This window comes from Brevundimonas sp. LPMIX5 (genome assembly GCF_003576505.1).
Classification (GTDB): Bacteria; Pseudomonadota; Alphaproteobacteria; order Caulobacterales; family Caulobacteraceae; genus Brevundimonas; species Brevundimonas naejangsanensis.
Genome location: NZ_QWTZ01000005.1, coordinates 167,646 through 174,313, shown reverse-complemented (window position 1 = coordinate 174,313; position 6,668 = coordinate 167,646). Strand labels below are relative to the sequence as shown.

3 protein-coding genes are annotated in these 6,668 nt (G+C 61.2%); all 3 read right to left on the bottom strand.

Features of this window, described 5'->3' with window-relative positions; all coding sequences use genetic code 11:
• Window positions 1–1,377 precede the first annotated feature (1,377 nt).
• The 3 genes from D1604_RS07730 to D1604_RS07715 all read right to left on the bottom strand — a co-directional run bounded on the left by D1604_RS07730 (window position 1,378) and on the right by D1604_RS07715 (window position 6,653).
• Window positions 1,378–2,352, bottom strand: coding sequence for a hypothetical protein (locus D1604_RS07730; protein WP_119412834.1), 975 nt, complete (start codon window positions 2,350–2,352; stop codon window positions 1,378–1,380).
• An 802-nt stretch (window positions 2,353–3,154) separates the two neighbouring features.
• The gene (locus D1604_RS07720) at window positions 3,155–5,548 is read right to left on the bottom strand and encodes a S8 family peptidase (RefSeq protein ID WP_199683727.1); all 2,394 of its coding nucleotides are present in this window, start codon (window positions 5,546–5,548) and stop codon (window positions 3,155–3,157) included.
• A 61-nt stretch (window positions 5,549–5,609) separates the two neighbouring features.
• Window positions 5,610–6,653 carry an AAA family ATPase gene (locus tag D1604_RS07715; RefSeq protein WP_119412832.1) on the bottom strand — a complete coding sequence of 348 codons (1,044 nt, stop codon included), beginning with the start codon at window positions 6,651–6,653 and terminating at the stop codon, window positions 5,610–5,612.
• Window positions 6,654–6,668: the final 15 nt, after the last annotated feature.

Sequence of the window (6,668 nt, the reverse complement as noted above, 5' to 3'; positions counted from 1 at the left end):
AGGGGGAGATCCGATCAATCTCGTCGATCCATGGGGGCTGGAGGATGAGGCAACCACACTTGACGGTCCTACGGTTACGTGCAGCAGAAAGGGAGTGAGGTGCGGCCAAGGTACCGCAGGCAGCTTGCCCAATCTCAATGAACGAAAAACATCGATCCCTCAGGAGCGGAATGATAACTCTCAGTCAAGATATAACTGCGAACATAAAAATGCATCAGGAATCTGCGTATACAGAAGAGATGAGAATGGTGACCTGCAACTTGATGAGGATTACGCTAGGCAAGCTTGCGACTCGTATCATGCAATGATGAGATCAAATGCAACTCTCTCTGCTTCCGCTGGTGCAGGAGGGGGGGCGGTAGCCCTGAACGTCTTAACGGGAGGTCAGGTTGGCCCAGTGGCTCTTGGCGCAAGATTTCTAGGAACTCCATTTATCGCGTATGTCTCTGGCATGGTCGGCCTCACCACAACTCTTCTTGGATTTTCTCCACCCCCTCCCGGATGCAGATAGCAATGAATAAAAACTTCAAATACTTATTGTTTATAGTATTTATATTTATGTACCTTTCCACCCTAGCTGCGTGGATATATGGATCTGTATCTGATCAATACGCATCTATTATTATTGGGATTATTACAATTTCGATGTTGATTTTTTCATTCATACTCATGGCCATGAATAAAGTGAAGTGATATCTGGCAGTGGCGCTTGGACGCTGTGCCGCCCCACTCCAACGACATTCGTCGCCTTCGCTAGCGACGGCACATTAGCGTGATGGAAGATTTCGAGCAGATGCTGATAATCGGAAAAGCCAAAAGAACTTGTAGAGTGGCCGCAGCTCTGGTCGCTGCCTTCCCTGCTGGCGTCTTCTTATTCTTGACGACTTCGGTCTCGCGCCGATGACGGAGCGCGGCAAGCAGAATCTGCTTGATGTCATCGACGCGCGGACTCGAACAGATTGCCCGAATTCTCCAGCGAGATGGAGCGACTTGGACTTCGGGCGAGCCTATCACCTTCCAACATGTGCGACGTGTCCTAACGTGCGAGCTGCTGACCGGCGTGCTCAGGTTTGGCAAGGAAGCTCGTCCATTCGGCGGGCCTCGGACGATCCAACCCACAAGCACTTGGGGCGAGGTTCGCGTGATGGATCCTCGCCGCATGTTGCAGGCGAAGTGTTTGAGCAACCCGTTGATCAGACCGTGCCCACCACCTCGGCTCTTCTGCACGATATGATCATAGGTCGGATAGTCAGAACGGTCTCTCGGCAAACCGCGCTTCAGGGTCATCTGCTGACCGCAACCTGCACAGCGCCCACCCTGCGCCCAGTGTAATATCTGGCGCTGGCGGACCTTTCGTTTGGCATCTTTGCTCATCGCCTAGCCATTCATCCCGGCCGCGGTCGCTTTTCGCTCATAGAAGCCTTGACCCAGCCCCCTCCTATGCCTCTGGCCTGGAGCGCTGGCCAGCGCTCCGCCAGTGTCCTTCGCTCGGAGGTCAGGGTGTTCACTAGCGCCCAGCATCAAAGGACGCTGGGAGGCCAGCCCTTGACCACAGGCCTTGAACCTTTGGTCCGCGACCTTTTTGCCGAACTTCGCAGCCACCGTTTCGTAGCATTCGATCGACCGAACATACTTTCGAAATGTCTCTTTCGCAGGCACAGGCACTGTCATCCATCTGGACGAACGCTGGCGAATCCATTTGTTCAGTGCGCCGAGATGTTCACAGAGGTCGTCGTAGGCGTCGCCGAGGGACTTCTTATGGTCGGCCCAGTAGGCCGTCGCCTCCTCATGCATCCGTCGGCGCACTGATGCCGGAAGGCGATGCTTGCGCGGCACCTTCCCAGACATGTTGACCATCGCCTTCAACGGTCGCTCGCCGACGTCGCCGCGATCGGCAAGCCATCTGCGAACCGTCGTCGGCGACGGGGGTTTCTTGCCGCTGAAGAACTCTGGCTTCTTGCTCCAGACGACCGCCAATGCCTTGCGTATCCCGTCTGCGCTTCGAGAGAACGAGGCGATGCGATCCAGGGAGGTCACTGCCAAACGGAAGGTCGCCGACGGATCGCGCGACACGATCATCTGGTAGTCGCCCCCAAAAGCGAGAGCGCCCTTTCGAACTGCCGACTTCGCTTGCTTGAGGTCGATACGACGAGCCTGGCCGGCAGCGAACTGCTCCACGAGCCAAGCGGAACTGGGGCACACTAGATCGTTCTGTTCGCCCCTCACCTGCAGCGGCGCTCCGGTCCGTTCGCATCGCAGGTGGAGCAGCCCATTGCCCATCACCTGATCAAGGACGTAGCGCTCTGAGCCGATGGCCCAGGTTTCCCCGGCGGTCAGTCGAATGGTGTTCATTGGATTTCCTCCTGCGGCCCTTCGACCAGCGTTACGGGGGTCGAGCTGTCGGGGATGTTGGTGAGGTCGAGCCGGACGATGCGGCCGACCATCATGGCCTTCAGCTTGGCCAAGCCGCGCAGCCGTTCATCAAAGCTCTCGGCCAGTTGACCAAGTGGCAGCTGACCATGCTGGCGCAGTTGTTGGACGTCACGCGTCTCTGAGAGAACGCGTTGACTTCTTGCGCGGTGCGGAGGATCATTTGCCAAGTCGTCGGCACAACGATTGGGGACTTGATCCTCCGACCGAGCCTTGGGTTTACGCCCGGGGCTCGCGTCGTTTCTGCGCTAAGCCACAGAATTGACGTCTGATTTTCATGGCGGTCGGGACATTTTTGCTCCTGTTTTCAGTTAGCCCGTTCGAATCTAAGGCTTAGCAGGAGGGTCTTGGAGGACTCACCGCCGGCTCGAAGAGTGTTCCAGAGCGATGAAGCGGAGTCACAGGGATTTTTTACTACGCTAACCGAGCTGCAATCGGCCGGTCAGCCAAATATATACTATGCTGTATATTTTGAATGCTTACGAACGACATAGAACGGCGGTCTCATTTGAGAGCTCCGCGACCCATAAAAGGCCTGATCCGACCAGCAGTTCGAAGCTTGGCCGCGCGAGCGATCGCTGACCCCATCTTGCGTCGGTTCAATTCTGCGCCAGGAGCGGACTTTGGCATCTCCGCCGAAAGCAGACGTTCGCGAGCGAACAGGGGCGGCACCACGACCAGCTCTTCAAGCTTGGCCTCAAGAGGTGACCGATTGGGGCTCATATCACCGTGCCACCACCACTCGGGTTCGCGGTTTCACCGCGACGCGGTTCAGGACTTGGGTGTAGACCTCCGCCACGCCCGGCATGGTCACTGTCGCGACCACGGCGAAGGCGACGTCGTCGCCGGAGTTGTCCGGCTCTCGCTGCACGTTGAAGACGAAGGCGGACGCTTCACCGAGGGCCGCCGCACGGTCCCCGACCCAACGACGATGGATGACCGTTCCACCATGGGCTTGGTTGTCGTCTGGCTGGGCCTTGTCCGGCGCTACCGCGAACAGTTCCACGCCAGTCTCCGGGTTGACCAGCCGCAGACGCGCACCGCGATATGCCGCGGCACCGACCCGCGGCGGCGCGAACCACGCCACCGTGATGGAGATCTCATGCGCCTGCGCCCGCGCGGACATCGCCGCCGGCAGAGGCACACTGAAGGCGTGTCCCTGCTCCGAGCCCAGTTCACCCACCGACCAAAGCGTCGCGCGATCTTCAGCGCAGGCGAGGACCGCGTCCGCATCGACCGCGCCGTAGCCGAGGTATCGACGGACATTGTCTTTCTGGCGGACATGCTGCCGGCCGTCGGCGGGCCCCAAGACCTCAATGATCAGGTCACGCGCCGCTGACCAGCGTGCGCCATGCACCAGCAACGCCTTAAGCAGGACTGCCCGACGGCGCGACGAGAGCTGAGTGAAGTCGGCGTAGCAGGCCTCCAACACCTCATGCAGTCGCGCCGCCAGCCCCGTCAGGGTCGCGGCGGCCACGCTTGTTCCCACAGACCTGCCCACTTGGTTCGGCATCATCGCCGCGGCGGCCGATGGCGACGCCACGGTGACACCGCCTAGCAGGGGCGAGCCGATGCCGACGGGCGATAGGCGATGGCCTGCGCCCGCCGGCAATAACCTGACAACGTGACGGCCGCCTGGCGCGAGCACGTCCGGCTTTACCGCATTGCCAAGACCCGGACCTAGCGCGCTGGAGACCGTACATAGGCCCGTGTCTCGCCAAGGATCGAAGGTTGAAGCCGGAAGCGCGGGCGGTGCCGCGCTCGCGTCGCTGTGCAGAGCGCCGACTGTCAGGGCGTTCATCGATTCTGCCGGAGACAGCAGACGACGATGGGCCATCATCGCACCACTGGATTGCAAAGCTGAGCGGGCCTTGCCTGGCTCGTCCAAAGCCTCGAAGGCCAGGACATCGGTCGCAGCGTTTTCGAGGTCGCCCATGTGGTTGCCGGCGCTGACCACGAACAGCAGACCGTGCTCATGGGCAAGATGATCCAGCACCCGTCCCCAGCCCGACATCCGACCGCTAAACGGCTTGTTGCGGTCGCCGAGCGAGGCGTTGATAACAATCACCTGAGGAGCCGCGGGGTCAGGGCCGGACTTCATGTGGAGTATGGCCGCCTGGAACAGGTCAGCCGGCAGCCGGTCCGGGAAACGTTCGGCCCCGTCCGCCGTCGGCGGAGCATACATGACATTCAAGAAGTAGACGCGACGTTCGAGGTCTATGGGCGACGGCACGGCTAGGTCGCCGTGAAGGACTGCCGAAGCCATGGCCGTGCCGTGAACGCGACGGCCTACGGCGAGCGGTTCGAGGTTGAAGGGATCGTCCACCGACAGCCGTCCCGCGAGCCGAGGGTGTCCGGCCTGGGGAACGGCGTCGAAGACCGCGACGACGGGATCGCCCGTCGGTGCTGCCGCGGTGCCGTCCGGGACCGCCGCCCCTTGTTCGATCAGCGTCAAATGCATCGCGCTTTGAGGCCGGATGTGCATGATCGCCTCGGCGGCGACCAGCCCCGCCGCTCCCCGTTCGAGGATGCGGGTCAACTCGGCGGCGGGAACCTCAGCCAACAAGGCTTGGTAGCGGGCACCGTCCACTCGAGCTCCAGAGATCACGTGTCCGCCGACCTCCGCGACGGCGGCGCGGGCCTCCGCCTCTACTGTCGTGCCGTCGTCCCGGTACACCAGTTCCAGTTCGATGCGTACCATTCCATGAACGTCGGTGCTCGCCTCTGCAAGGAAGACCGCGTCTTCCGGCGATACCCGATCGCGCGGTCCCCAAGCCCGCAAATCACGCAACTGGCTGAAGAGATTGCGCCAGGGCGCGAAGCCGCGCGGGAAGACGTCGCCGGCTCGGAACAGCGCCCACAGGCGCACCATCTCTTTGAGCGCGCGGGCGTCCGGGATCATCAGGTACAGGACGGGCGAGGCATCCTCTTCGTCTTCATCCAGATCCTCGGCGCCGATGATCTCCAAGCCAGGCACGAGCGCCGCCGCACGGGCGAAGTCTCTCAGCCCGTTGGTCAGTTCGAAGACGATCAGGCGCTCGGGCGCCAAGCCGGTCGCGTCCCGGCGCAAGGTCATCGGATCGCGATCGGCCGCGAAGGTTTGGGCCAGCCGCTGCATGCGCCGCCCAGGCTCACGACCAGCTTGCTGGTCAGCCGTGAATTTACGCGACTGCCGTCGGTCAGGCGCTCTTTTCTGGCGATCGACCGGCTCGGGCGCGTCGAGGCGCAGAAGGGGATACTGCGGAGGTTCGGCCATCTGCCCACAGCGTCACGCGGGACGCCCAAAGTTCCAGTTCCTCGGCGACGATTCGGCGAAGCGAATCACCACCTATGGATAGGATATGGCGCCTTCTGACATTTTGGCAGAACTCGAATACTTCAGCGAAACTGACGTCTCCCAACCGCTTGGCCGCCTGTAACGGGCTAATTCCCGCTGGCTCGGGCCAAGCGTCGAAGAAACGCGAGACCAAAACCGCGCGGCGATCGACATCGGGCGCCGGCATATCAATCCGCAGCTGAAAACGCCGCCAAACGGCGCGATCAAGCAGCTCTGCGTGATTGGTCGCCGCGACCGCCACAACATAGCTGGGCAGCTGGTCCAGCTGCATCAAAAGGAAGGACACAACACGCTTGATCTCGCCGGTCTCATGGACATCTCCCCGCTCCTTCCCGACAGCGTCAAACTCGTCGAAGAACAGAACGCAGGGCGTCGACCGCGCGAATTCGAATAGCTTGGCCAAGCGGGCGTTCGTCTCGCCTAGATATGCCCCCACCAAGGCGTCGTAGCGGACCGTCAGCAACGGCAGAGCCAGACCTTCGGCGATTGCCTCGGCTAGGGAGGTCTTGCCGTTGCCAGGGGGGCCGGAAAGGAGGACGCGATGGCGAGGTTGCAATCCCTGGGCTCGCAGAAGATCCGATCGGGACTGCTCTTCAATCAGCTGGCGCGCAAGCCGATCGGCTGGCAACGGCAGAATCAGATCGTCGAGCTGAACCTGCGGTTCGGTCTCAATTACGAAGTCTCGCCCGCCGCCCTGTGCTCGTCTGAGCTCAGCGGAGTTGGTGACGGGGACATTCTGCAGAGCACGCTGAAGCCGGTCCGCCAGCACATGGTGGCTGCGAGCCTTCTCGTCAGCCACCATGGCTTCGACGGTCGATTTGAACATCGACCGGTCGCCGGCGGCACCCGCCTTCACCAATGAGACAATAAGATCGCTTCGGGCCATATCGCCTTCCTGCCC

Coding starts and splice junctions, on each gene's coding strand:
- D1604_RS07720 (WP_199683727.1), bottom strand. CDS start 5,548: ATGCAGCGGCTGGCCCAAACCTTCGCGGCCGATCGCGATCCGATGACC.
- D1604_RS07730 (WP_119412834.1), bottom strand. CDS start 2,352: ATGAACACCATTCGACTGACCGCCGGGGAAACCTGGGCCATCGGCTCA.
- D1604_RS07715 (WP_119412832.1), bottom strand. CDS start 6,653: ATGGCCCGAAGCGATCTTATTGTCTCATTGGTGAAGGCGGGTGCCGCC.